This window comes from Actinomadura sp. GC306 (assembly GCF_004348665.1).
GTDB lineage: Bacteria > Actinomycetota > Actinomycetes > Streptosporangiales > Streptosporangiaceae > Spirillospora.
In genome coordinates, this window is record NZ_SMKM01000081.1 from 1 (window position 1) to 23864 (window position 23864).

20 protein-coding genes are annotated in these 23864 nt (G+C 72.3%); 12 read left to right on the forward strand and 8 right to left on the reverse strand.

From position 1 onward, the window contains the following. Both E1200_RS14220 and E1200_RS14225 read left to right on the forward strand, forming a co-directional pair. The coding region (locus E1200_RS14220; protein ID WP_243708549.1) for a hypothetical protein at positions 1–1441 on the forward strand (1441 nt) is incomplete at its 5' end. After that, positions 1438–2631: a hypothetical protein gene (locus tag E1200_RS14225; protein ID WP_131952434.1), complete on the forward strand. Its 1194-nt coding sequence runs from the start codon at positions 1438–1440 to the stop codon at positions 2629–2631. The genes E1200_RS14220 and E1200_RS14225, both read left to right, overlap by 4 nt. Here E1200_RS14225 and E1200_RS14230 read toward each other — a convergent pair. After that, positions 2597–3436 (reverse strand): PIG-L family deacetylase, encoded by an 840-nt coding sequence (locus E1200_RS14230; RefSeq protein ID WP_131952435.1) that lies wholly within the window; start codon positions 3434–3436, stop codon positions 2597–2599. The genes E1200_RS14225 and E1200_RS14230 overlap by 35 nt on opposite strands. 115 nt (positions 3437–3551) lie before the next feature. Between E1200_RS14230 and E1200_RS14235 the strand changes: the two genes are divergently transcribed. From E1200_RS14235 to E1200_RS14245, 3 genes are all read left to right on the forward strand, one after another. Further along, complete coding sequence (locus E1200_RS14235; protein WP_131952436.1) at positions 3552–4052, forward strand: HAD domain-containing protein; 501 nt, start codon at positions 3552–3554, stop codon at positions 4050–4052. Positions 4053–4240: 188 nt separating this feature from the next. Then, positions 4241–5245 (forward strand): methyltransferase, encoded by a 1005-nt coding sequence (locus E1200_RS14240; protein WP_131952437.1) that lies wholly within the window; start codon positions 4241–4243, stop codon positions 5243–5245. Positions 5246–5336: 91 nt separating this feature from the next. After that, complete coding sequence (locus E1200_RS14245) at positions 5337–6098, forward strand: SDR family oxidoreductase (RefSeq protein WP_131952438.1); 762 nt, start codon at positions 5337–5339, stop codon at positions 6096–6098. A 60-nt stretch (positions 6099–6158) separates the two neighbouring features. Here the strand turns inward: E1200_RS14245 and E1200_RS14250 are convergent, their stop codons facing one another. Both E1200_RS14250 and E1200_RS14255 read right to left on the reverse strand, forming a co-directional pair. Beyond that, entirely contained in the window at positions 6159–6794 is a 636-nt protein-coding gene (locus tag E1200_RS14250) for a CoA pyrophosphatase (protein ID WP_131952439.1), read from the reverse strand. Further along, positions 6791–7672, reverse strand: coding sequence for an AraC family transcriptional regulator (locus E1200_RS14255; protein WP_131952440.1), 882 nt, complete (start codon positions 7670–7672; stop codon positions 6791–6793). Before E1200_RS14255 ends, E1200_RS14250 begins: the two co-directional genes overlap by 4 nt. Positions 7673–7768: 96 nt before the next feature. Here E1200_RS14255 and E1200_RS14260 point away from each other — a divergent pair, with 96 nt between their 5' ends. Both E1200_RS14260 and gltX read left to right on the forward strand, forming a co-directional pair. Further along, a complete protein-coding gene (locus tag E1200_RS14260; protein ID WP_131952441.1) occupies positions 7769–8344 on the forward strand; it encodes a TIGR03086 family metal-binding protein in 576 nt (191 codons plus the stop codon). A 74-nt stretch (positions 8345–8418) separates the two neighbouring features. After that, a complete protein-coding gene (gene gltX, locus E1200_RS14265) occupies positions 8419–9813 on the forward strand; it encodes a glutamate--tRNA ligase (RefSeq protein WP_131952442.1) in 1395 nt (464 codons plus the stop codon). 34 nt (positions 9814–9847) lie between these two features. Here the strand turns inward: gltX and E1200_RS14270 are convergent, their stop codons facing one another. Both E1200_RS14270 and E1200_RS14275 read right to left on the reverse strand, forming a co-directional pair. Further along, entirely contained in the window at positions 9848–10504 is a 657-nt protein-coding gene (locus E1200_RS14270) for a response regulator (RefSeq protein ID WP_131952443.1), read from the reverse strand. Positions 10505–10650: 146 nt separating this feature from the next. After that, a complete protein-coding gene (locus tag E1200_RS14275) occupies positions 10651–14910 on the reverse strand; it encodes a HAMP domain-containing protein (protein WP_131952444.1) in 4260 nt (1419 codons plus the stop codon). A 351-nt stretch (positions 14911–15261) separates the two neighbouring features. Between E1200_RS14275 and E1200_RS14280 the strand changes: the two genes are divergently transcribed. From E1200_RS14280 to E1200_RS14290, 3 genes are read left to right on the forward strand one after another with little or no spacing between them, the layout of a single operon-like run. Then, positions 15262–17505, forward strand: coding sequence for a SpoIIE family protein phosphatase (locus E1200_RS14280; protein WP_243708550.1), 2244 nt, complete (start codon positions 15262–15264; stop codon positions 17503–17505). Between the two features lie 43 nt (positions 17506–17548). Then, the gene (locus E1200_RS14285; RefSeq protein WP_243708551.1) at positions 17549–17875 is read left to right on the forward strand and encodes an STAS domain-containing protein; all 327 of its coding nucleotides are present in this window, start codon (positions 17549–17551) and stop codon (positions 17873–17875) included. A gap of 44 nt (positions 17876–17919) precedes the next feature. Then, positions 17920–18288 carry an ATP-binding protein gene (locus tag E1200_RS14290; protein WP_243708552.1) on the forward strand — a complete coding sequence of 123 codons (369 nt, stop codon included), beginning with the start codon at positions 17920–17922 and terminating at the stop codon, positions 18286–18288. A gap of 125 nt (positions 18289–18413) precedes the next feature. Here the strand turns inward: E1200_RS14290 and E1200_RS14295 are convergent, their stop codons facing one another. Together E1200_RS14295 and E1200_RS14300 are read right to left on the reverse strand one after the other, a co-directional pair. Further along, the gene (locus tag E1200_RS14295; protein WP_207933343.1) at positions 18414–19760 is read right to left on the reverse strand and encodes a 3-deoxy-7-phosphoheptulonate synthase class II; all 1347 of its coding nucleotides are present in this window, start codon (positions 19758–19760) and stop codon (positions 18414–18416) included. Between the two features lie 184 nt (positions 19761–19944). After that, complete coding sequence (locus E1200_RS14300; protein WP_243708553.1) at positions 19945–20955, reverse strand: sigma-70 family RNA polymerase sigma factor; 1011 nt, start codon at positions 20953–20955, stop codon at positions 19945–19947. 130 nt (positions 20956–21085) lie between these two features. Here E1200_RS14300 and trxA point away from each other — a divergent pair, with 130 nt between their 5' ends. Together trxA and E1200_RS14310 are read left to right on the forward strand one after the other, a co-directional pair. After that, the gene (trxA, locus tag E1200_RS14305) at positions 21086–21442 is read left to right on the forward strand and encodes a thioredoxin (protein WP_131952448.1); all 357 of its coding nucleotides are present in this window, start codon (positions 21086–21088) and stop codon (positions 21440–21442) included. A 141-nt stretch (positions 21443–21583) separates the two neighbouring features. After that, positions 21584–22417 (forward strand): putative RNA methyltransferase, encoded by an 834-nt coding sequence (locus E1200_RS14310; RefSeq protein ID WP_131952449.1) that lies wholly within the window; start codon positions 21584–21586, stop codon positions 22415–22417. Here the strand turns inward: E1200_RS14310 and E1200_RS14315 are convergent. Continuing rightward, entirely contained in the window at positions 22346–23116 is a 771-nt protein-coding gene (locus E1200_RS14315; RefSeq protein ID WP_243708554.1) for a hypothetical protein, read from the reverse strand. The genes E1200_RS14310 and E1200_RS14315 overlap by 72 nt on opposite strands. Positions 23117–23864 lie beyond the last annotated feature (748 nt).

Consider the following 23864-nt stretch of genomic DNA (forward strand, 5'->3'; position numbering starts at 1 on the left):
CCCGGAGACGATGAGCGAGACCTTCGCGGAACTGGTCGCGTGCGAGGACGCGCTGATGTTCGTCAACGCGGCGATCACCTCGACCGGCCAGCGGGAATTCCACGACGAACCGGGTGATCAGCGGCTGAGCCTGGAATTCCTGCACGAGTACATGCTGGAGAACTACCGGGAGGTCTACGCCGCGGCCCTCGCGCTGGACGTCAACGACCACAACGCGGCGATCATCATCCGGAACCTCCTGGTGCGGGCGAAGGACGTGGGGATCGAGCGGCGCCGGTACGAGGGCGGGCTCATCGCCCGGCGGCTGGAGCTGATGCCGCAGCACCGCGTCTACCGGGTGTTCCGCGAGCTGCGGCGCCGCGGGGTCAACAACCGCCGGACGCGGGCGATCATCCGGGACTGGATGGCCGGGCGCCGCGACCCGGCGTTCGACCTCGTCAAGTACCGGGGAGCGGTGAAGACCGCGGTGCGGCACGCGCATCTGCGGCTCCCCGGGGAGCAGGGCGCGTTCCTTTTCGCGCCGTCGAGCGTCCGGGCGTTCGAGACGCCGCTGTTCGAGCAGTGGCGGCGAGCGCACTACGAGCGGGCCGCGGTCTACGGGCTTCCGTACACGGTCGCCGAGGGCTTCGCGGCCAAGCACCGGATTCCGCGCGAGGTCTTCCTTGAGCACATCCGGCCCAGGATGACCCGCCTGGAACGGCTCCGGCTGCAGGAGAGCGGCGGCGACGCCGTCCGCACGGACCTCCGGGAGATGCCGCTCACCCGGCTCGCCTCCTACGTGCTGTCCCTGTCACTGGACGCTCGGGCCGCGCGCCGCGCCGAGCTGACCGCCGCGCTGCGGACCGCCGCGCGGCGGGCGGCGGGTGCGGCGCGCGGATCGTGGGGGAGGGTCGCGGCGGTCCTGGACGACAGCTACTCGGCGATCGGGTCGGGGCAGAAGCGCCGGCGCCCGCTGGCGGTCGCGCTCGCCTCGCACTACCTGCTGGAGGCGCTCGCGAAGGAGTACACGCCGCTGTGGACGTCGGGACGCACCGACGAGCTGCTGCTGTACCCGTTCGGACCGACGCCGCTGGGGCAGCGGATCATCGACGCGCTGGACACGGGGCCGGAGCGGCTCGTCATCGTCTCGGACGGCTGCGACAACGCCCCGCCCGGCCTCGCCGGCGACGTCCTGCGGATCTGGCGGACCCGGCTCGACCCCGGCCACCGGGTGGCCCCCGGGCAGCGGGTCATGATCGCCCACCTCAACCCGGTGTACGACGCCGACGACTTCGACGTGCGGCGGCTCTCGCCGACCGTGCCGACCGCCGGGATCCGCGACGCCGAGGACCTGCCTACGCTGGTCGAGCTCGCCCGGTTCGCCGAGGGGCGGGTCGGGCTCGACGGGCTGCGGGCCCATCTGGACGACCGGGCCGCCCGCTTCCTGGGGGACGCGTCATGACCTTCCGCCTGGACGGAATGGAGACCCGCCCCGCGCAGGTGTGCGGCGGCGTGCGGCTCGTCCCCCTCGTCCGCGAAGAACCCGTCCCGGGCCTGCGGCTGCACCGCAAGGTGTACGACGACCCGGTGCCGTTCGTGGACGTCGGCGACGGGACCGTTTACACGTCGTTCATCCCGCACGCCTTCGTAGCGACCTGGAGCGAGCACGAGCACGAGCACGAGCAGGAGCCCGCGGCCTGCTACGGGACGCGGCTGCTGGACCGCGACGCCGAGCCGGCACCACCGCGAATGGCGATACGGGCGGTGCGGCGCATGGCGAGGAAGACGGGCGGGAACCGGCTCCGCTTCCTGCCGCTCCACCTGGCCGTCGAGGGCTACCTCGCGCTGCACTTCGGCGGCCCGGAGATCGTCTGGGCGGAGTGGTCGCGCAGGGCGGTGGCGAAGGGGCTGTCGCCGAGGTGCGAGGAGACCTACCTCGGCCTGCAGGTCCGCGGGCTGGAGGAGGCCCTGCGGGTCTTCGAGATCCACCCCGGGCAGTGCGGCGTGCTGGTCTATGTGGCGGACGCGCTGGCGAGCGCGTTCGTCGTCCCGCACCCCGACGACTACCGGGCGCTGCACCCGACGCTCATCGAGGACCTGTACGGCGAGCTCGTCTACCTGTACGGCCGGCTGAAGGCGCCCGCGGGCGATCTGTCGGCGGGCATCGACGGCGCTGGGATCCGCTCCCTCGCCGACCTGAGGGAGGCGGCGCGCAGGCGGCAGGACGAATGGGCCGCCTTCCACGACGAGGTCATGGCCGCGCAGCTCTTCGACGACGAGGGGTCAAGCGAGTTCGTGCACTCCCTCAACGGCTTTGAGCTGTCGCGCTTCCTGCCGTCGTTCGGGCTGCGCAGGGAGAACCACATCGGCGAGAGCATCACCGACCGAGCCGGCCGCATCGCCTACCTGAAGACGTTCCGGCTCTCGGACGCGCAGGTCAAGCGCGGCTTCCTGCTGAAGACGCTGGCCGCGCACCAGTGGCGGCTGAGCGCCGCGGCCACCGCCCTCGGCATCGGCGAGGACGCCCTGGCGATGCGGATCGAGCGGGCCGGGTTCGGTCACCTGCTGCGCCAGGACGTCCTCGACCACTACAAGGCCCGCACGAAAGCCCGGCCCGTCACCCGGGGCCGGGACCGGGGCCGGGGCACCTGAGGCCGGCGAAGAGGTCGTCCTCCTTGTCCGGCGCCTCCACGCGGCAGAACCGGCGGACGAACGACTCGAACGAGAACACGGCCTGCTGCATCTCCTCGGGCATCCGCAGCAGGAAGATGTTCTCGCCCTGGCTGGCGTGCGCCTGGAGGGCCTTGCGCTTGGCCTCCGCGTGCGCGGACACGTCGAGCATGCTGGTGATCAGCTCGTCGGGGGTGCCGAAGTCCTCCGGCGGGTCGAAGCCGATGTCGATGCCGGCGTCCCGGACGGCCTGGACCATCTGCCTGACGCCCTCGCGCGGGATGGCGGTGTAGTACAGCTTGTCCGGCACGCCGGTCCGCTCGGCGGCGGCCATCGCGATGCGGTGCGCCTGGATGTGGTCGGGGTGCCCGTAGCCGCCGTTCTCGTCGTAGGTGACGACGACCTGCGGCCGGTAGCGCTCCATGAGGGCGGCGAGCCGCCCGGTGGACTCGTCCAGCGGGACGTTCGCGAACGCCTCGGGGTCGTCGTTGGTGGACCAGCCGTCCATGCCGGAGTCGCGGTAGCCGAGCAGCTCCAGGTGGGCGATGTCCAGCAGGCCGGCCGACTCGCGCAGCTCGCCGAGGCGCCGCTCGGCGACCTCGGCCGCGTCGTGGCCCGGATCCCCGGGCTTCACCCCGCCGGGGCCGTCGCCCTGCTCCCCGTTGGTGCAGGTCACCAGCACCGTGCGGATGCCTTCGGCGGCGCAGCGGGCGAGCAGGCCGCCGGTTCCCATCACCTCGTCGTCGGGGTGGGCGTGGACCGCCATCAGCGTGAGTTCATGCGTCATCCGGGCTCCTCGTCGTTCGGCCGTCCACTTTACGAGCACCCGGTGACATCGATGTCTTCCCGGCGTGGCCGGGAGGTCCCTACCGGGCCGTGCCTCCATGCCGTACGGTCCGTACATGGGGTCGCCTCTGGTTCTCCTGGACGTCGATGGTGTTCTCAATCCATTCGAAAGACCCCACCGCGGTTATAAACGCCATCGCTGCTCGCCGAACGGCATGAGCTTCCGGTTATGGCTCAATCCCCGGCACGGACGGTCGCTGTTGGAGCTGACCGAATCGGCCGGGGCGGAGCTGGCCTGGGCGAGCTACTGGTGCGACCACGCCAACGAGTGGATCGCGCCGAGGATCGGCCTGCCGGAACTGCCGTTCGTGCCCATTCCGCGATTCCCCGGGATCGAGGAGGGGCGGACGCTCGGCGCGTGGAAGGCCCGCCACGTCGCCGCGTGGACGGACGGGCGGCCGTTCGTCTGGTTCGAGGACGAGCCGGACGCCACCGAGTGCATCGCGGGGGAGCCGGACGTCGCCGAGCACCTGCTCGTGGAGGTCGACCCGATGACCGGCCTGACCGACGAGCACTTCGCGGCCGCCGCGGCCTGGCTGCGCGCCCTCGCACGCTGACACGCGGCAGGCGTGGCCCCGGAGCGTGCCCAGGGCCCTACACGCAGCGGAACGAGGCGAGCGGCGATGACCAGTCGGCCGGGTCGCGGTAGCCCTTGGCGCGACTCAGGGAGCGGAGGTTGCATTCGTCCAAGACGGCCCGGGGAAGGGCTCCATAGCGTCGGGAGGAGACGAGAAGGGAGCCGACGATGTCGAGATCACCACTGCTTGACCACGTCTTCGGATACATGCCGGCGCAGATGCTGTACGCGGCCGCGGAGATCGGGGTGGCCGACGCCCTGGCGGACGGGCCGAAGACGAGCGCGGAACTGGCGGAGGAGACCGGGACCCACGCGCCGTCCCTGTACCGGCTGCTCCGCGGCCTGACGGGCCTGGACGTCGTGGAACAGAAAGAGCGCGACCTGTTCGCGCTGACCGCTGAGGGGCGGCGGCTCCGCGCCGACGCCCCCGACTCGATCCGCGCGCTGATCAGGTTGTTCTGCGGCCCGGACGTGTGGCGGACGTGGGGCGACATGACCGAGACGCTCCGCACGGGGGAGTACGCCTGGAAGCGCGTGACCGGCAGGACGTCGTTCGAGTTCTTCGAGTCCGAGCGGGAGCTGTCCGAGACGTTCAACGCGGCGATGGCCGAGCACACCCGCGCCGTCGCCCCGGGGATCATCGAGGCCCACGACTTCGCCCGCTACGGCACGGTCGCCGACCTCGGCGGAGGCGACGGCACGCTGCTCGCCGCCATCCTGCGCGCCTGCCCCGGGACCCGCGGCATGCTCGTCGACCTGCCGTCCGGGCTGGCGGCCGCGCCGCGGGTGCTGGAGGCCGTCGCCGACCGCGCGGAGATCGTCCCCCGCGACTTCTTCGAGTCCGTCCCGGAGGGCGCTGACGCCTACGTCCTCAAGAGCGTCATCCACGACTGGGACGACGAGAAGGCCGCCGAGATTCTGCGGAACTGCCGCGCGGCGATGCGCCCGGACGCCCGGGTGCTCCTCCTGGAGCAGGTGATGCCGGAGATGGTCACGCCGGAGGCGACGGGCGTCGTCCGCAACGACCTCAACATGCTCGTCTCGACCGGCGGGCGGGAGCGCACCGAGGCCGAGTTCCGGGATCTGCTGGAAGGCGCCGGATTCACCGCGGTCTCGCTCAACGGGCCGCTGCCGCCGTCCGGCTACCACGTCATCGAGGCGCGGCCGGTGTGACCCCGGGCTCCTTCGTCAGGGGCCGCTTACCGCAGGCGGCGGTATACGTGCAGGATGGGTAACCGTCGCACCCCCTGACGAAGGAGCGCCCATGACCTCTCTCGCCGGACGCACCGCGCTGGTCACCGGAGGCGGCCGCGGAATCGGCCGGGCGATCGCCCTGGCCCTGGCCGCCGACGGTGCCGCGGTGGCCGTCGCCTACCGGCGCGACGAGGAGGCCGCGCGCAAGACCGTCGCGGACATCGAGGCCGCGGGCGCGCGCGGCCACGCGTTCCGCGCCTCGGTCGACGACCTGGGCGAGTGCCGCACCCTGGCGGAGCGGGTCGAGTCCGATCTCGGCGCCCTCGACATCCTCGTGCACAGCGCCGGGATCGCCAGCCGCGGGCAGAGCGTCGCCGACACCGACCCGGCCGAGCTGGAGCGCGTCCTGCGGGTGCACGCCTTCGGCCCGCACCACCTCAGCCAGGCGCTGCTGCCGCTGATGCGCCGCGCCGAGCGCAGCGACATGGTCTTCGTCTCCAGCGTGATCACCGACACGCTGCCGGCGTTCAGCGCCCCCTACACGATGGGCAAGGCCGCGATGGAGGCGCTCGCGCAGACCCTCGCCAAGGAGGAGCGTTCCCACGGCATGCACGTCAACGTCGTCGCGCCGGGCGTGGTCGACACCGACATGGGACGGCGGCTGGTCCGCGCCACCACGGGCATCGAGGACATCCGGCAGGCGGACGCCTCGTCACCCTTCGGGCACGTGTGCTCGCCCGAGGAGGTCGCCGCCGTGGTCCGGTTCCTCGTGTCGGACGGCGCGTCCTACCTCACCGCGCAGCGCGTCGTGATCGACGGCGGGACGTTCTGACGCCGGGCGGCCGTGCTGACGGCGGGACGTGCTGACGGCGGGACGTGCTGAGCGGCGGGGTCACTCGCGCGTCCAGTCGGGCTGGACGAAGTCGGCGACCCTGGCGTGCCGGCCGAGCAGCACCACCTCGCGGAACTGCCACAGCAGCGCGCCGGTCGGGGCGTGGACGCGCCAGCCCGGCCCCAGCCGCATCTGCAGCAGCCGCCCGCCGTCCGGCTGCGGAACCCACGCGGGCGTGTCGTCGGCGGCGAGCTTGCGCAGGCTCGTGTGGTGGACGGAGTGCACCTCGTCCGGGCACGGCACCAGCGGCCCCGGGTCGTCCAGGACCACGACGATCGGCGTGATCGCGAATCCGGACGTGGCGGGGAAGTCGTCGAGCCTGCCGAGGATGTCGCGCGGCCCCGCGTCGAGACCGATCTCCTCCCGCATCTCCCGCAGCGCCGCCTCCTCCGGCGTCTCGCCGTCCTCCAGCCGCCCGCCGGGCAGGCCCCACTGGCCCGCGTTCCGGCCCCGGTAGGCGCGCTTGATCAGGATCACCGAGGGGACGCCGCCGTGCTCCACCGCGCACAGCACGACCCCGGCGCGGCGCAGACGCGGCCCGTCCGGGACGGTCTCGTGCCCGAACGCGCCGAGCCGCTCGGCCGCGACGCTGCGGAACGCGGCGAGGTCGTCGAACGGATCGAGGGGGACGGTCATGCGTCGATGGTGCCAAACCCCTCCGCGCGCCCCGAACCCGCACCCCGTTCCGGAGCGGCCTCCCGCGCGTACCGCGCCGGAGAGGTCCCGACCGCCGCGGTGAACTCGCGGGTGAAGTGCGCCTGGTCGGCGTAGCCCAGCTCGGCCGCCAGCCGCGCCCAGTCCACGTCCGAGCCGGACACGGCCCGCTCGTGGGCCTCGGCCATCCGGAACCGCCGGATGACCCACTTCGGCCCGACCCCCACGTACTCGTGGAACAGGCGCTGCAGCCCGCGCGGGCTCAGGCCCTCCTCCTCCGCCAGCTCGTCCACCCGCAGGAGGCCGGGCCGCGCCGCGATCCGCTCGACGATCGCGGCGGCCCGCTCGGCGGACGGATCGGGCCCCGGCCGCAGCCCGGCCAGGAACCCGCTCAGCAGCTCGCGGCCCTCCCCGGGCCCGGAGGCCGCGAAGATCTCGCGGGCGAGGGCCAGGCCCTCCCGCCCGAACACCTCGTCGACCCCGGCGAAGCGGCCGGTGAAGGCGGAGACCGGCACGTCCTCGCGCAGGAAGGGGCGGAACCCGCCGGGGCGGAAGGCCACGCCCACGACGTACCCCTCGTCCGAGATCTCCTCCGCGAAATCCTCGCGCACCACCCCCGCGATCCGCGCCCGTGTAGTCCCGCCGGTCAGGTAGCTGGTGAAGGTCATGTGCACGGACGGCAGCGTGAGCAGCCGCTGCCGGTGCGGAGCACGCCCGCGCAGATCCCAGCGCAGGACCCAGAAGCGGTCGACGAACGGGGCGAGCACGGGCGGCGGCGCGGACCGCTCGACCCGGAAGCGCTCCAGCCCCGTCCGCGGATAAAGGATGCCCCGCGATCCACCGGGCAGGGATCGTTCCACACGACCAGGCTAGCGCTGTCGCGTTCCTTCAATACCCGCGCCGCGAGCCCTCCCTAGCGTGGACACGTGTTCGAACGGCTGAGCGAAGGAGACACCATGGACGTCCGGAGCCGGATGCTTCCCGCCGCGGAGGCCGCGGCGGCGATCGTCCTGCGGATTCCCGAGGCCGGGCTGGACGCGCCGACCCCCTGCCCGGACTGGGACGTGCGCGCGCTGGTCAACCACCTGATCCTGTGGAGCGGGCGAGGCGAGGCCGCCGCGCACCGGCTGCCGGTCACCGGGCCGGGGGAGGACCACGACTTCACCGCCGAGCCGGGCTGGGCGCAGCGGTACGCCGAGCAGGCCCGCAAGACCGCCCAGGCATGGCAGGACCCGGCGGCGTGGGAGGGCGAGACGAGCCTCACCGGCGGCGACGGCATGCCGGCGCGGTTCGTCGGCGGGATCGTCTTCGGCGAGTGCGTCACCCACGGCTGGGACCTCGCCGCCGCCACCGGGATCGAGCCCGCTTTCCCGCCCGAGGTCCTGCGGACCGAATGGGAGCGGCTCTCCGCGACGGTGGAGATGGGCCGCGAGCACGGGGCGTTCGGCGCCGAGGTGCCCGTGCCCGAGGACGCGCCGCTCCTCGACCGGATCATCGGGCTGTCCGGCCGCGACCCGCGCTGGACGCCCTGAACCCGGGGGACCGGATGGGGGCGGGCGCGCGGGTCCCGGCGCGAACGGGGGCCCGCGCGCCCTACCCTTGAGGCATGTCTTCGACCTCATCGCTGCGCGTCCGGTTCGCCCCGTCCCCGACCGGCATGTTCCATGTCGGCGGCGCCCGGTCGGCGCTGTTCAACTGGGTGATGGCCGCGCAGTCCGGCGGGACGCTCGTCCTGCGGATCGAGGACACCGACGCGTCCCGCAACAGCCCCGAATGGACCGAGGGCATCATCCGCGCCCTCGCGTGGCTCGGGATGGACGGCGAGCAGTACGAGGGCCCCTACTTCCAGTCGGCCAACACCGACAAGCACGCCGAGGCCGCCGAGACGCTGAAGGGCCAGGGCCGCGCCTACTACTGCGACTGCGGCCGCGAGGCCGTGACCGCCCGCACCGGCGACCAGCACAAGGGCTACGACGGGTTCTGCCGCGACCGCGGCCTCGACGCCGGGCCGGGCCGCGCCCTGCGCTTCCGCACCCCCGACGAGGGCCAGACCACCGTCGTGGACCTGCTGCGCGGCAAGCCCGTCTTCGAGAACGCCGTCCTGGAGGACTTCGTCATCGCCCGCGCCGACGGCTCGGTGACGTTCCTGCTGGCCAACGCGGTCGACGACATGGCCCAGGGCATCACCCACGTGGTGCGCGGCGAGGAGCACCTGTCCAACGCGCCCAAGCAGCAGCTGCTGTGGGAGGCGCTCGGCGCGGAGCCGCCCGTGTGGGCGCACGTCCCCGTCATCGTGAACGAGAAGCGGCAGAAGCTGTCCAAGCGGCGCGACAAGGTCGCCCTGGAGGACTACCGCGCCGAGGGCTACCTGCCCGAGGCCATGCGCAACTACCTGATGCTGCTCGGCTGGGCCCCCTCCAACGACCGCGAGATCGTCCCCTGGGACGTGGTCGTCGACGAGTTCCGGATCGAGGACGTCAACACCTCGCCCGCGTTCTTCGACGAGAAGAAGCTCCGCTCGTTCAACGGCGAGTACATCCGCGCGCTGCCGCCGGAGAAGTTCATCGCCGAGTGCCTCCCGTTCCTGCAGGAGGCGCCCTTCGACGTGGACGTCGCGGTGTTCGCCGAGCTGGCACCGCTGGCGCAGACCCGGATCGCGCTGCTGTCGGAGATCGTCCCGATGATCGACTTCGTGTTCCTGGACGAGCCGCCGTCCGACGAGAAGTCCTGGGCCAAGGCCATGAAGGAGCCGGCCGCCGCGATCCTCGCCGGCGCCGAGGCCGCCTACCGGGACGCGCCGTGGAACGCCGGCGAGCTCAAGGACCGGCTGGAGCGCGTCGGCGCCGAGCACGGCCTCAAGCTCGGCAAGACCCAGGCGCCCGTCCGCGTCGCCGTCACCGGCCGCACCGTCGGCCTGCCGCTGTTCGAGTCGCTGGAGATCCTCGGCCGCGACCGCACCCTCACCCGCATCGCCGCCGCGAGGGCCGCGCTGGGCGGGTAGCCGGTGTTCCGGCCGCCCGTCGCGGGCGGCCGGGTCACGCCGGGTCCGGAGCCTCGCCCTCCAGCGCGGTGCGGAGGCCGGCGAGGCGCCGGCCGAGTTCGTCGACCTCGGCGCGCAGCGAGTCCGGGGCGCGCTTGCCGAGGACCTCTGCCTGCTCCTCCACCGCCGCGAGCCGATCGGCGGCCCGCCGCGCCGACGCCTCCCACGGCGCCTCGTCCCCGGACCGCGCCTGCAGCAGCGTCGACTGCTCGCGCAGCAGGGCGGCCTGCTCGCGCAGCAGCGTCGTCTGGTCGCGGAGCTGCTTGTTCTTGTTGTGCAGCTCCACGAACACCGACACCTTCGCGCGCAGCACCCACGGGTCGAACGGCTTGGAGATGAAGTCGACCGCGCCCGCCGCGTAGCCGCGGAACGCGTAGTCGGGGTCGCTGTTCACGGCCGTGAGGAAGATGATCGGCAGGTCGCGGGTCTTCTTGCGGCGCTTGATGTCCCGGGCGGTCTCGAACCCGTCCATCCCCGGCATGACGACGTCGAGCAGGATGACCGCGTACTCGTCGGTGAGCAGCGCCTTGAGCGCCTCCTCACCGGAGCGCGCCCGGACCAGGTCCTGGTCCAGCGAGCTCAGGATGGCCTCCAGCGCGATCAGATTCTCCTCGCGGTCGTCCACGAGCAGGATCTTCGCCTTGTCGTCCACGCGCGTCTCTCCGATTCCGGTCCCCGCGATCGCCCGGCCGCGGCGGCGCCCACGGCGACCCTACTGAACAGTCCTCATGCTCCGGAGCACGCCGGGCGACGGCCTCGCCCGGCGGGCGGGACAAGCATGCCCAGGCCCTTCCCTCCTCAGCGGACGATGGAGGGTTGCAGCCAGTTCCGCATGACGTCAAGGAGGTGGTCGACGTCCACGGGTTTGGGCACGTAGTCCGAAGCGCCCGACTCCAGGGTCTTCTCCCGGTCGCCCTTCATCACCTTCGCCGTGATCACGATAATGGGCAGCTCGGCGAACTGCGGCATCTCCCGGATCGCGGCCGTGGTGGCGTAGCCGTCCAGGCCCGGCATCATGACGTCCATCAGCACGATCGCCACGTCCGGGTTGCGGTGCAGGACGTCGATACCGGCCTGCCCGTCCTCGGCGTACAGGACGTCCATTCCGTACCCCTCCAGGACGCTGGTGAGGGCGAACACGTTCCGGACGTCGTCGTCGACGATCAGCACCTTGCGGCCGGACAGCACGGTGTCGAGGTAGTCCGCCGGCGGCCCCTCCAGCAGCCCGGACGTCGTCGGCCCCGCGTCACGCGCCCGCTCCCCGCCGGGATCGCGCTGCTCGGCCGCCAGCCCGTTCTCCCCGGACTGGCCGTCCCCCGCCCCGGGCTCGGACGCCGTGAGGGCGGCACCGGCGGGCGCGTCGCCCGACACCAGGCCGGGCGACTCCTCCGCACCGGCCCCGCCGCTCGCCGGCGCCGAGCGGCGCCGCCCGTCGCGCTCGCTGTAGCGGGCGGGCAGGTACAGCGTGAACACGCTGCCGCGGCCCGGCTGGCTCTCGGCGTGGATCTCCCCGCCGAGCAGCCGCGCGATGTTGCGGCTGATCGACAGCCCGAGGCCGGTGCCGCCGTAGCGGCGGCTCGTCGTCCCGTCCGCCTGCTGGAACGGCTCGAAGATCTCCTGCAGCTTGTCCTTGCTGACCCCGATGCCCGTGTCGATCACCCGGAACGCGATGACGTCCGGGGTGTTCCACAGCGCGGGCAGCGTGAAGTCGATGTCGCCGGCCCGCTCGATCAGCAGCCGCACCTCGCCCTCGGCGGTGAACTTCACCGCGTTGGACAGCAGGTTCCGCAGCACCTGCTGCAGCCGCTGCTCGTCGGTGTTCAGCGTGGCCGGGACGTCCGGCGCGACCTCCACGCCGAACTGCAGGCCCTTGTCGACCGACAGCGGCCGGAACGTCGCGTCCACGTAGTCGACCAGCGCCGACACCGTCAGCTGCTGCGGGTTGGCCTCCATCTTCCCCGCCTCGACCTTGGCCAGGTCGAGTATGTCGTTGATCAGCTCCAGCAGGTCGGTCCCCGAGTCGTGGATCGTCTGCGCGAACTCCACCTGCCTGCCGGTGAGGTTGCCGTCCTGGTTCTCCGACAGCAGCTTGGCCAGGACGAGGAGGCTGTTCAGCGGCGTGCGCAGCTCGTGCGACATGTTCGCCAGGAACTCCGACTTGTACCGCGAGGAGATCGCCAGCTGCTCGGCGCGCTCCTCCAGCGTCCGCCGGGCCTGCTCGATCTGGAAGTTCTGGATCTCGATCGCGCGGTTCTGCTGGGCCAGCAGCGCCGCCTTCTCCTCCAGCTCGGTGTTGGAATGCCGCAGCTCGCCCTGCTGGCGTTGCAGCTCGTCCGAGCGCTCCTGCAGCTCCTGCGCGAGCCGCTGCGACTCGCTGAGCAGCGCCTCGGTGCGGGTGTTGGCGCTGATCGCGTTCAGCGTGACCCCGATCGTCTCGATCAGCTGGCTGAAGAACGCCAGGTGGACGTCGCTGAACCGGCCGAACGAGGCCAGTTCGATCGCGCCGAGCACGGCGTCCTCGAACACGATCGGCAGCACGATGATGTTGACCGGGGACGCCTCCCCGAGCCCCGAGCCGATCTTGACGTACTCGGCGGGGGCGTCGGCGATCAGCAGCGGCCGGCGCTCCTGCGCGGCCTGCCCGACCAGGCCCTCGCCCAGCGCGAACCGGACGTTGCCGACCCGACCGCGCCGCGTCCCGTAGCCGGCGATCATCACGAGCTCGGTCTCGTCGCCGATGCTCTCCGCGAGGTAGAACGCGCCGTACTGGGCGGTCGCCGTCGGCGTCAGCTCCCGCATGATCAGCTCGGCGACCTGCATGAGGTCCCGGTGGCCCTGCATGAGCCCGCCGATCCGCGCCAGGTTGGTCTTGAGCCAGTCCTGCTCCTCGTTGGCGCGGGTCGTCTCGCGCAGCGTCGCGACCATCAGGTTGACGTTGTCGCTCAGCTCCGCGACCTCGCCGCGCGCCTCGACGGTGATCGTCCGCGTCAGGTCGCCGGTGGCGACCGCGCTGGCGACCTCGCCGATCGCGCGGACCTGGGTGGTCAGGTTCCCGGCCAGCTCGTTGACGCTCTCGGTGAGCCGCTTCCAGGTGCCCGACACGCCCTCGACCTCGGCCTGCCCGCCGAGCCGCCCCTCGCTGCCGACCTCGCGGGCGACCCGGGTCACCTCGGACGCGAACGACGACAGCGTGTCCACCATCGTGTTCAGCGTGGTCTTCAGCTCCAGGATCTCGCCCTGCGCGTCGACGTCGATGCGCCGCGTCAGGTCGCCGTGCGCGACCGCCGTCGCCACCTGCGCGATGTTGCGCACCTGGTAGGTCAGGTTGGACGCCATGCCGTTGACGTTGTCGGTCAGGTCCTTCCACATGCCGCCCGCGCCGGGCACGCGGGCCTGGCCGCCGAGGCGGCCCTCGGTGCCGACCTCGCGGGCCACGCGGCTGACCTCGTCCGCGAAGGCCGACAGCGTGTCGACCATGGTGTTCAGGGTGTCCTTGAGCTGGAGGATCTCGCCCTGCGCGTCGACCTCGATCTTGCGGGTCAGGTCGCCCTGCGCGACCGCCGTGGTGACCTGCGCGATCCCGCGGACCTGCGTGGTCAGGTTGTTCGCCATCGAGTTGACGTTGTCGGTCAGGTCCTTCCAGACCCCGCTGACCCCGGGCACGCGGGCCTGGCCGCCGAGGCGGCCCTCGGTGCCGACCTCGCGGGCGACGCGCGTCACCTCGGACGCGAACGACGACAGCGTGTCGACCATCGCGTTCACGGTGTCCTTGAGCTGGAGGATCTCGCCCTGGGCGTCGACGGTGATCTTCTTGCCGAGGTCGCCCTCGGCGACGGCGGTGGTGACCTGCGCGATGTTGCGCACCTGGTACGTCAGGTTGGACGCCATGCCGTTGACGTTGTTGGTGAGGTCCTTCCAGACGCCGCTCACGCCCGGCACGTTGGCCTGGCCGCCGAGGCGCCCTTCCGTGCCGACCTCCCGCGCGACCCGCGTGACCTCGTCGGCGAAGGCCGACAGCGTGTCGACCATGGTGTTGACGGTGTCCTTGAGCTGGAGGATCTCGCCTTGGGCGTCGACGGTGATCTTCTTGCCGAGGTCGCCCTCGGCGACGGCGGTGGTGACCTGCGCGATGTTGCGCACCTGGTACGTCAGGTTGTTCGCCATCGCGTTGACGTTGTCGGTCAGGTTCTTCCAGACGCCGCTCACGCCGGGCACGTTGGCCTGCCCGCCCAGCTGTCCCTCGGTGCCGACCTCCCGCGCCACCCGCGTGACCTCGTCGGCGAACGCCGAGAGCTGGTCGACCATCGTGTTCACGGTGAGCTTCAGCTCCTGGAGCTCACCCGTCGCCTCGACCGTGACCTTCCGGGTCAGGTCGCCCTCCGCCACGGCGGTGGTGACCTCCGCGATGTCGCGGACCTGCGACGTCAGCCGCGCCGCCATCACGTTCACCGAGGCCGTCACGTCGCGCCACCGGCCCGTCATCCCGCGCGCGGGGGCCTGCCCGCCGAGCCGCCCCTCGGTGCCGACCTCGCGGGCGAACTGGGTGACCTCCCAGGTGAACTGGTCGAGCAGCTCCACCATGCCGTTGACCGACTTGGCCATGCGCAGCAGCTCCCCGCGCATGGGCCTGCCGCGCACCCGCAGCTCGACCCGCTGGCTCAGGTCGCCGGCGGCCACCGCCTCCACCACCTGGCTCATGCCGGTGGCCAGGTCGGTCAGCTTGTCGATGATCGCGTTCGCGTCCTCCACCGCGACCGCCCACGTCCCGCGCAGGGCGCCCGGCGTCAGCCGCCCGCGCAGATGGCCCTCGCGGCCGATCTCCCGGCGGACGCGGTGCAGCCCCGACGCCAGCTCGTGGCCGTTCTGCCGGATCTCCTCCAGGATCGCCGCGGCCTCCGCCACGGCGCCCTCGCCCGGGACGTTCAGCTCGGACCTCGCCTTGCCGTCCCGGACGGCCACCAGCGCTCTCAGAAGCGGTTCGAGGTCGGCGTCGCTGTAGCGGGGGGCGGTGTCGCGGTACCCGCCGCCGGGGCGGGCACGAGACGCGGTACGCGGCATGCTGTTCATCCTCCTGGCCCGCGACTGTCGGGTGTCCGGATACCGGCCGGCCGGTTGGCGCGGGCCCCTTCACCAGGGCCCCTCCTGGCCGCACCCTGTACTCTACGTCGCCGTACGGCGCTGGGACGCCCTCCGCGCAACGGAGGTGAACGGAAGGCGATGACCGCGCGTTTGAGCTTGTAGTCTTCGTGTTACGGTCTGTCGTGTCGCACCGAGGCCGCACCCCGAGGCCGGAACCCCCGGGCCGCACCCACGGCCTCACCTCCGGCACACGGGCCTCGTGGCCGGGCGGCCCACCGGTCTGTCACGATGGCCGGGCCCGGTAGTGACCCATCGAGCGAGGGACGGCAGTTGGATCGGCAGACGGCGTCGGCGACCTTCCCGTCCGCCGCCCCTGCGGTGGCGGACGCGCGCCGGTTCGTCCGGAAGGTGCTGGCCGACTGGGGCATGGACGAGGCCGCGGACGACGCCGTCCTCGCCACCAGCGAGCTCGCCACCAACGCCATCGCCTACGCCGGCACGTCCTTCGAGGTCTCCTGCCGGCTGGCGGCCGGGGAGATCGAGATCGAGGTCCGCGACCGCCACCCCACCCGGGGCATCGACATGCCGGGCGTGACCGCCACCAGCGGGCGCGGCCTGCCGTCCATCGCCCGGCTCGCGGCCTCCTGGGGCGTCTCCTACGACCGCCGCACCAAGGGCGTCTGGTTCCGGCTGCCCCGGCCCGGCGCCGCGGACGCCGCCGCGCCCTCGCCGCCCGCCGCGGGGGCGGGCGAGAGCGCGCCGCCCGGCGAGCCCTCCCGCGACCGCACCGCCCGCCGTGAGCGCGCCGTCCGCGACGCCATGGGCGAGGCGGGCCGCGAGGGCGCCGACGCCGGCCACGCCCGCGAGAAGCCGCTCGGCGACGGCATGGCCGAGCTTCCCGCCGCCGGCGACCGGCTCCTGCGCTCGCCCACGGCCGTGGAGTCCATGGAGGACGGCGTCGCCGGGGTCCGGGAGGTCCTCGGCGCCGAGGGCGCGGCCGTGCTGCTGACCGAGCGCGACGGCCGCCTGATCATGGGCGCGTCCGCCGGGACCGCCACCGACGTGTCCCTCGGCGAGCTGTCGGTGGCCGGACTCGGCCCCGCCGCCCGCGCCGGCTCCGCCTGGGTGACCGGCGACGCCTCCGATCCGACCGCCGCGGCCCTGCAGGCCCGGTCCCTGGCCGCGGCGCCGCTGGAGTCGCAGGGCCGCCTCACCGGGCTGCTGGTGGCCGTCTCGTCGGTCTCCGGCCGGTTCGGCGAGGCCGACGGGCACCGGCTCGGCCGGCTCGCCGACGAGATGTCCCTCTCCCTGGAGAAGGCCAGGGTGGGGGAGTTGGAACGGTCCTGGCGCGGCTGGCTCAGCTTCGTCGCCGAGGCCAGCGACCTGCTCGCCGGGACCCTCGACCAGGAGCGCACGATGGCGCTGGTCGCCCAGCTCGTCGTCCCGCGCCTGGCCACCTGGTGCGCCGTCTACACCGTCGGTGAGTCCGAACCCGACCGGCTCGCCTACGTGTGGCACGCCGACGAGACCCGCGCCGACGGGCTCCGCGAACTGCTCGAACACGCGGGCGCCGCCCCGCCGATGGACGTCCCCGGCCCCTGGAACGGGCTCGCCACCGCCCCGCGGGAGGTCCGGGCCGCCGCCGGGGACACCGCCGCCGACCAGGTCTACGCGTTCCCGCTGATCGCCCGCGGCCGGCGCATCGGCACCATCGTCATCGGCCGCCCGTCCGGCGACCGCTTCCCCCGCAGCGCGATCGAGCTGGCCGAGGAGCTCAGCCGCCGCGCCGCCCTCGCCGTCGACAACGCGCGGCTGTTCTCCGCGCAGACCGCGATGAGCAGCGCCTTGCAGCGCAGCCTCCTGCCGCCCGGCATCCCGGAGATCCCCGGCTTGGAGGTCGCGGTCGTCTACGAGCCCGCCGGCGAGGGCAGCGAGGTCGGCGGCGACTTCTACGACGTCTTCGAGAGCGGGCGGCGCTCCGGCGGCGCACCCGCCGCCTGGCGGTTCGCCATCGGCGACGTGTGCGGCACGGGCCCCGAGGCCGCCGCCGTCACCGGCCTCGCCCGGCACGCGCTGCGCATCCTCGCCGCCGAGGACATGTCCGTCCCCGCCGTGCTGAACCGCCTCAACCGGCTCATCCTCGGCGAGGGCGAGCGCGGGCGGCTGCTCACCCTCCTGCACGGCGAGATCGCGGCGCGCCGCCGCAGCGACGGCGTGACGGTCAGGCTGAGCAGCGCGGGGCACCCGCCGCCGCTGCTGCTCGCCCCCGACGGCAGGGTCCGCGAGGCCGCCTCGCCGCAGCCGCTGCTCGGCGTGTTCGACGGCGTGGACTTCCACACCGACACGGTCCAGCTGCGCCGCGGAGAGGTCCTGCTCTGCGTCACCGACGGCGTCACCGAGCGGCGCTCCGGCGGCCGGCTCCTCGGCGACGGCCAGGGCCTCGAGAATCTTCTTTCCGACTGTGCCGGACTGAGCGCGGGAGCCGTCGCCGCGCGGATCCAGCGCGCCGTACGAGACTTCGGCCCGGAGCCGTCGAACGACGACGTTGCCCTCATCGTTCTGCGGGCGTCATGATGGAGACCAACAATCGGTAAGGTGGGGTGGCGTGGGGCTTGCCTTGCACACGACACGACAGGAAGGCCGCGCGACGATCGCCGCGCGCGGCTCCATCGACCTGCACTCATCCGATGAGCTGAGGTCCCGGCTGACCGAGCTCGTGGACGCGGGCGAGCGCGCGGTCGTCGTCGACCTAGCGGCCGTCGACTTCTGCGACTCCTCCGGTCTGAACGTTCTCGTCCGGGCGTACAAGCACGCCCGCGCGCAGAACGCCACGCTCACCGTGACCGGTGCCTACGGCCGTGTGGAGAACGTGCTGAAGACGACGGGCCTCGACCGTTTCCTGATCGAGGAGACGGCGGAGGAGGCTCCGGCGGATGGGCGGTGAGGAGAGACGATGAAGAACCGCGAGCCGGCGGGGTGACCGATCCGATGACGGAGACCACGCTGCGCGCGGCGCCCCAGACCGAGGCGGTCGAGTACGCCCGGCGCCTGGCCGCCCGCACCATGCGCACCTGGGCGCTCATGGAGCGGGAGGAGCTCGTCACGGCCATCGTCGCGGAGCTGGTCGCCAACGCCGTCCGGCACGCGGGGACGGCGCTGGAGCTGCGGCTGCTGCGCGACGACGGCCGGGTGCGCGTCGAGGTCCGCGACCGGGCCTCCCAGCTGCCGCGGCTGACCGTGCCGGGCCCGCTGGACGAGTCGCACCGCGGCCTGTTCATCGTCGACCGCTTCGCGAACTCCTGGGGCGCCGATCCCGTGACCGGCGGGAAGGTCGTCTGGGCCGAGGTGGACATCTGACGCCCCCTGGACGTCCTGACTGACCGCGCAACGGTATAGGCGCGCAACGGCGTGAAAGCGTCGGGCCGCCGACCGGCTGGTCGGCGGCCCGACGCTTTCACGAGAAGCCCCGAGGCAGAGGGCGCTCAGGCGGACTTGCGGTACAGCTCGGCCACCATGAAGGCCAGGTCGAGCGACTGGCCGCGGTTCAGCCGGGGGTCGCACGCCGTCTCGTACCGCTGGTGCAGATCGGCCTCGGCGAGCCCGTGCGCCCCGCCCACGCATTCGGTGACGTCGTCGCCGGTGAACTCGATGTGGATGCCGCCGGGGTGCGTCCCCAGCGCCCGGTGGACCTCGAAGAACCCGGCCACCTCGTCCAGCACGTCGTCCAGCCGCCGGGTCTTGTGCCCGCTCGGCGCCTCGAAGGTGTTGCCGTGCATCGGGTCGCAGATCCACCCGACGGGGGCGCCGCTCTGCCGCACCTTCTCGATCAGCGGCGGCAGCGCGTCCCGGATCCGGCCCGCGCCCATCCGCGTGATGAAGGTCAGCCGGCCGGCCTCGCCCTCCGGGTTCAGGCGCTCGATCAGCGCCAGGGCGTCGTCCGGGGACGTGGTGGGGCCGAGCTTCACCCCGATGGGGTTGTGGATGTGCCGCAGGAACTCCACGTGCGCGCCGTCCAGCTGCCGGGTGCGCTCACCGATCCACAGGAAGTGCGCCGACACGTCGTAGGGCAGCCCGCTGAGGTGGTCGATGCGGGTCAGGGCCCGCTCGTACTCCAGCAGCAGCGCCTCGTGGCTGGAGTAGAACTCCACCCCGTGGAACTCGTCCGGGTTCGCCCCGCACGCCTTCATGAACGTCAGCGCCCGGTCGATCTCGCCCGCGACCTGCTCGTAGCGGCGGCCCGCGGGGCTGCTCGCGACGAAGTCCTGGTTCCAGGCGTGCACCTGCCGCAGGTCGGCGTAGCCGCCCCTGGTGAACGCCCGGCACAGGTTCAGCGTCACCGCCGAGCAGTGGTACGCCTTCAGCAGCCGCGCCGGGTCGTTGCGGCGGGACGCGGCGTCGAACGCGAAGCCGTTGACCGCGTCGCCCCGGTACGCGGGGAGCTCCACGCCGCCGCGCACCTCGACCGGCTTGGAGCGGGGCTTGGCGAACTGGCCCGCCATCCGCCCGATCTTCACGACCGGGACGCTGGCGGCATAGGTGAGCACGACCGCCATCTGCAGCAGGGTCTTCAGCTTGTTCTTCACCGCGTCCGCGTTCGACCCGTCGAACGTCTCGGCGCAGTCGCCGCCCTGCAGGACGAACGCGTTGCCCGCCGCGACGTCCGCGAGCTGGGTCTTCAGCTGGTCGCACTCGCCGGCGAAGACGAGCGGGGGCTGCGCGGCGAGTTCGGCGGCGACCGCCCGGACCTCGTCCGGGTCGTCCCAGTCGGGCTGCTGGAGGGCGGGGAACGAGCGCCAGGCGTCGAGGTCCCCGATGGCGGAGGTAGTCACACGGAAAGGCTATGACACGCGGCCCGCCCCGGAGGATGCGTCCACCCCCGGAGCGGGACGGAGCGCGATGACGAAGCAACGGCGTTGAAAGCGCAGGGCGAAGCGGTCGCACGAAGAGGAACGGGCGGCCCCGATCGCGGGGCCGCCCGTTCGTCGAACACGGAGCGGAGGAGCTGGGAGGGCCTTAGGCGGCGCGGCTCCCGGCGGTGGCGCGTACCGGCTCCCGTTCGGTACCCGACGCGTTCGCCAGCGTCCGGCGCCCGCTCAGGTCGGTCTCGCCGGCCATCTGCCGCAGCCGTCGCAGCGACCGGTCGGTGATCTGCCGTACCCGGTTGTGGCTCAGGCCGTACCGGGCGCCGATCTGCGCGTACGACAGCGGCTGGCCGCTCTCCATGCCGAACCGGGCCCGCACGATCGCGGCCTCCCGTTCCGGCAGCCGGTCCAGCAGCCGCGCCAGTCCCTCGATGTCGTCCAGCGCGAGGATCTCCGCCTCGGGCGTGACGGCGTCCGGGTCCTCCAGCAGGTCGCCCATCGGCGTCTCGCCGGCGTCGTCGACGGTCGCGTCCAGGCTCGCGGGGTCGCGCCGCCAGCGCAGCAGCTCGTCCACGTGCTCGGCCTCGGTGCCCAGCGTGTCGGCGAGCTCCTCGCGGGTCGGCTCCCGGCCCAGTTCCCGGCCGAGCTGGCGCTCCGCGCGCCGCAGCCGCGACAGCTCCTCCTCGACGTGGACGGGCAGCCGGATCGTCCGCGCGGTATGGCTGAGTCCGCGGCCGATCGCCTGCCTGATCCACCATGTCGCGTACGTGGAGAACTTGAACCCGCGGCGGTAGTCGAACTTCTCCACCGCCCGCATCAGGCCGAGGTTCCCCTCCTGAATGAGGTCGATGAGAGGCAACGAGTCGGTCGGGTACTTCCGGGCGATCGAAACCACGAGGCGCAGATTCGCCTCGACGAAGCGCTGCTTCGCGTGCAGTCCCGCCGCGGCGAGCTCCGCCAGCTCGGCGCGGGTCGCGCCCTCGGGCGCGTCCCCCTGCGCGAGCAGGTGTTCGGCGTACAGGCCCCCTTCGATCGCCTTCGCCAGATCGACCTCCTCCTGCGCGTCGAGCAGGGGAGTACGGCCGATCCGGTCGAGATACGCTCCGACCAGATCCTTGTCGGTAGCGTCGACCCTGTCGCCCTTAGTACGGGTTGCAGCCATCCTGACCCTTCTCCGGTGCGATCTCCCTAGGGGGACAACGCTAATTACCGCTCTGTGATTCCCGGCTGGGGAATACTGCGAGGCTGTCAGCCGCTCTAGGACCTGATACCCGTACTGAGGAGAAACCGACATGGCGACGGTCACACTGACCGCTGAGAACTTCGACGAGGTCGCCCAAGGCGACGGGATCGTCATGGTCGACTTCTGGGCGGACTGGTGCGGCCCGTGCAAGAGGTTCGCGCCCGTGTACGAGAGGTCGGCGGGCAAGCACGACGACATCACCTTCGCCAAGGTGGACACCGACGCCGAGCCGGAGCTGGCCCAGCGGTTCGGGATCAGGTCGATCCCGACGCTGATGGCGATCCGCGACGGCATGATCGTCTTCGCGGAGCCCGGCGCCGTGCCCGAATCGGTGCTGGAGAACGTGATCGAGCAGGTCCGCGGCCTCGACATGGAGGACGTCCGCCGCCGCGCGGCGGAATCCTGAGCCGCCCCGCCGCCGCTTCCCGGTGACGCCGTCGCCCCAGGTGGCGGGTTCGGGAAGCGGGACCGGCGCGGCGATGGCGGGTCGGCAAAGAAGCGCACGGGTGCCGCCCGCGCCGCGCACCGCATGGTCGATGATGGAGGCATGCTCGCCGATGTCGTCCACCATCTGGTGTGCCCCGTGTGCGGATCGGACCTCGCCCTGGCCGACCGCGGACTGCGCTGCTCCGCCGGGCACGCCTTCGACATCGCGCGGCAGGGGTACGCGAACCTCCTGCCGGGCAACGCCCGTCCGGGCACGGCCGACACGCCCGAGATGGTGCGCGCACGAGACGACTTCCTCCGCGCCGGCCACTTCGCGGGACTCGCCGACCGCCTGGCCTGGGACGTCGCACAAGCCCGCCCCGCATTCGTCCTCGACGCCGGAGCCGGCACGGGCTACTACTCGGCCCGGATCCTCGACCGCTCCCCGGACACCGCCGGGCTCGCCCTGGACATCTCCAAACACGCGGCACGCAAGGCGGCCAAAGCCCATCCGCGCGCCGGAGCGGTCGTCGCGGACCTGTGGCGCCCGCTCCCGCTGCGCGACGGGGCCGCGGACACGGTCGTGAACGTCTTCGCACCCCGCAACGCCGCGGAGTTCCACCGGGTGCTCCGCGACGACGGGCTGCTGTTCACGGTGACACCGTCCCCCCGGCACCTCGGCCCGCTCGTGGAAGCGCTGGGCCTCCTCACCATCGACGAACGCAAGACCGAACGCACGGACGCCGCGCTGGCCGGCTACTTCAAGCTCGACCTGCGCCGGGAGATCGACACCCAGGCCGACTTGACGCACGAAGAGGTCGCGACCCTCGTGGGCATGGGGCCGAGCGCGCATCACGTGGCGGCGGACGTGCTCGCTGAACGGCTAGAGCGCGTCCCCGATCCGTTGCCCGTCCCGCTGTCCTTCGTGCTGTCGGGCTACCGGAGGCTCGAGTAGCCGCCTGGCGTCCATGTGCTGCGTGAACTCGATGAGAGCCTGCGGCACTTCGCCCGGCCGCGTCAGGCCCTCCACCCCGGGGACGTCCACACCGACCTGGAACGAAGCCGAAACCCCTCGCACCGTGGCACTCAGCAGCAGACGCTGCAGCGCTTGCCCCGCGCGGATCAACTCAGCGGGGGAGTCCCCGAAGGAGGTCAGCACCGCCCGCTGGACGGCTGAGCCCTGCATGCCCGGCAGCGGGTGGAGCGCCGCTCCCTCCAGCCTTGCCGCCTCGCCCAGCTCGTTGACGAGGGGCACGGTCGGCCGGACCCCGCCCAGCGGACGTTCCGCGGCGGACGGCTTGAGCGTCGCGGCGTAGAGCAGCCGTTCCTCGCGAGTGATCCGGTGACGTCCCGCGAGCCGCACCGCCGCAAGAACCGATGGACGCTCACCGTCCGGTAGCAGTCGCACAACGGCCTCGTGGCCGAGCTGGGCGGCCGCCAGCCGCAGGTTCACGAGCGCGGCCCCGCTGCTCAGATACAGGCTGCGCCCCGCCGGATCCCGCTTCGGCCGAAGCCTCTCCGGGTCGGCATGCACCTCGATCAGGCCGGGGACCACCTTGAACCGCCACGCGTGCACGTCATGGACCGTGGGCCCCATCGTCGCTGCGACCACGAGACGTTCCGCGGAAGCGCGGATGGCGACGGACACATTCACGAGGCGTTCCTCCTGACCTCGGCCGGCGATCCGTCGGGAGGACACCCACCCGGAACGCCGGACTCCGCGGACGTGCGGTCTGCGCACGCTACCTCACTGTGACCCGACGCACGTAGTGGGTGAACGCCGAGGTCAGCAAGACCTATGGTGTGCTCGACGTCTGAAGATGCGCGGGAGACGCGTGTCGCGATTTTGACCGCGCCGCCGGGAGACCTTAACGTCAGTGCTGCTCCGAGGGATGCGGGACGCCAGCGAGCGGCCGGCCCCGGAGACACTCAGTCACGGAAACGGCCCGAGTTGCGCTCGGACTGATGTACGATGGCTGAACAGCCCGAGACGGGATGCTGGACACCAGCGGTGGCCGGCCCGTAGGGCGCCTCCTTCGAAACGATCTTCTCCGGGTCTTCGGCCTGTGGGTGTGGTTGTTGCGTGGGAGATGGTGAACCGTCCGTCCGTCGAAAAGATCTTGGTTGATCGGCTTGACAGCGGCGGGAAACCGGGTAAATTAGAAGGGTTGCCCCGGAGCCGGGGTCCGCGGGAGCGGGGTTCGGCGCGGTGGGTGTCCGTTTCTTGAGAACTCAACAGCGTGTTAAAAGCCAGTGCCTTTATCGGCTCGACCGGTTTTCTGGTCGGGTCGCCCCGTGGCCGCCCTCTCTTCTTGTGGGGGTGGTGGGGATTTCTTTGAGGCAAGAACCCCTTTTGGGGGTTTATTGCTGGGATTGATTCCGAGGTTTGGCCGGGTCTGGGG

Coding starts and splice junctions, on each gene's coding strand:
- E1200_RS14225 (WP_131952434.1), top strand. CDS start 1,438: ATGACCTTCCGCCTGGACGGAATGGAGACCCGCCCCGCGCAGGTGTGC.
- E1200_RS14230 (WP_131952435.1), bottom strand. CDS start 3,436: ATGACGCATGAACTCACGCTGATGGCGGTCCACGCCCACCCCGACGAC.
- E1200_RS14235 (WP_131952436.1), top strand. CDS start 3,552: ATGGGGTCGCCTCTGGTTCTCCTGGACGTCGATGGTGTTCTCAATCCA.
- E1200_RS14240 (WP_131952437.1), top strand. CDS start 4,241: ATGTCGAGATCACCACTGCTTGACCACGTCTTCGGATACATGCCGGCG.
- E1200_RS14245 (WP_131952438.1), top strand. CDS start 5,337: ATGACCTCTCTCGCCGGACGCACCGCGCTGGTCACCGGAGGCGGCCGC.
- E1200_RS14250 (WP_131952439.1), bottom strand. CDS start 6,794: ATGACCGTCCCCCTCGATCCGTTCGACGACCTCGCCGCGTTCCGCAGC.
- E1200_RS14260 (WP_131952441.1), top strand. CDS start 7,769: ATGGACGTCCGGAGCCGGATGCTTCCCGCCGCGGAGGCCGCGGCGGCG.
- gltX (WP_131952442.1), top strand. CDS start 8,419: ATGTCTTCGACCTCATCGCTGCGCGTCCGGTTCGCCCCGTCCCCGACC.
- E1200_RS14275 (WP_131952444.1), bottom strand. CDS start 14,910: ATGCCGCGTACCGCGTCTCGTGCCCGCCCCGGCGGCGGGTACCGCGAC.
- E1200_RS14290 (WP_243708552.1), top strand. CDS start 17,920: ATGACGGAGACCACGCTGCGCGCGGCGCCCCAGACCGAGGCGGTCGAG.
- E1200_RS14300 (WP_243708553.1), bottom strand. CDS start 20,955: ATGGCTGCAACCCGTACTAAGGGCGACAGGGTCGACGCTACCGACAAG.
- trxA (WP_131952448.1), top strand. CDS start 21,086: ATGGCGACGGTCACACTGACCGCTGAGAACTTCGACGAGGTCGCCCAA.
- E1200_RS14310 (WP_131952449.1), top strand. CDS start 21,584: ATGCTCGCCGATGTCGTCCACCATCTGGTGTGCCCCGTGTGCGGATCG.